Genomic DNA, 1,321 nt, shown 5'->3' with positions numbered 1-1,321 from the left:
TGTTTCGAGGCGGACGGCAGGGTCTTGAGGCGGCTGACCGGGGAGAGCACCAGGCCGATGACGACGACGGCGGAGCCGGCGGCGGCCACGGTCAGGGCCCCACGGGCGCCGAGTTGGCCGGTGAGCAGGCCGGCGGAGAGGCCGCCCAGGGAGCCTCCGCCGAACAGCAGTGTTCGGAACGCAGCGGTCATCCTGCCCATCATCGATTGCGGCGTCGCGGCCTGGCGGAGACTGACGATGACGACACCGGCCACGCCGAGGCCCAGGTAGGTGGTGAAGAAGGACAGGACGAACATCCCGATCATCACCGGTCGCGGCCCGGTGGCGGCGGGGATGAGCGAGGGGCCGAGCAGCAGGGCGGACTGGGCGACCAGGTAGACCTTGCCGAGCGGGAACCGGGCGATGACCTTCCGCGAGATCAGCGCGCCGATAAGGCCGCCGACGGAGGCGGTCGCGAAGACCGCACCGATCGTCTCCGAACCGAGGCGGAGGTCGTGGTTGCCGTAGAGCAGGAACATCGTCCACACGGCGATCATCGAGAAGTTGCAGCAGAATCCGATCAGCGCGAGGGACCGCAGCACGCCGTCGCGCATCACCCAGCCCATGCCGTCCTTGAGTTCGCGCCACAGGTGCCGCTCGGCGACCGGTTCGGGGCGCGGCTCGGTCGTGCGGATCAGCAGCAGCGAGACGACGGACACCGCGTAGGAGAAGGCGTTGGCGAGCAGGGCCACCGGCGCGCCGACCGCCGACACCAGGATGCCCCCCAGCCCGGGCCCGGCGATGTCGGCGGCGGAGGAGCTGGTGCTCATTCTGGCGCTGGCCTCGACGTAGTGCTCGGGACTCTTCACCAGTACCGGCACATACGACATCCAGCTCACGTCGAACACGACCGATGCGATGCCGACCGTGCAGGCGATCACCATCAGCACGGGCAGGTTGAGCACGTGGCACCAGTACAGCACCGGTATCAGGCCGAGCAGGACCAGCCTGACCAGGTTGGCGCCGAGCATGACCGGCCGCCGACGGTGCCGGTCCGCCCAGACGCCGATCACCAGGGCGAGCCCGAGGTAGGGGACCAGTTGCAGGAAGCGCAGCAGACCGACCTGTTCGTCGGTCGCGCCGAACGCGCCGATGGCGGTCAGGGGGAGCGCGAGGTTGGTCACCTGGGTGCCGAGCAGGGAGAGCGTCTCGCCCGCCCAGAACCGCAGGAAGTCGCCGTTGTGCCAGAGGCTTTGGTGCGGTGCGACCGTGGTGTCCGGCGCGGTCGAGGTCTGGGTCATCGGGCGCTCCTCGCGAGTTCGGCGACCGCGCCGGCCACCGC

The 1,321-nt window shown here is 69.9% G+C and carries 1 protein-coding gene; it reads right to left on the bottom strand.

From position 1 onward, the window contains the following. On the bottom strand, window positions 1–1,280 hold a 1,280-nt coding region (locus tag AB0O00_RS39875; RefSeq protein WP_363659560.1), incomplete at its 3' end, for an MFS transporter. Window positions 1,281–1,321: the final 41 nt, after the last annotated feature.

Origin of the sequence: Kitasatospora sp. NPDC093558 (genome assembly GCF_040683475.1) — a bacterium.
GTDB lineage: Bacteria > Actinomycetota > Actinomycetes > Streptomycetales > Streptomycetaceae > Kitasatospora.
This window is presented reverse-complemented; position numbering and strand designations above follow the sequence as displayed.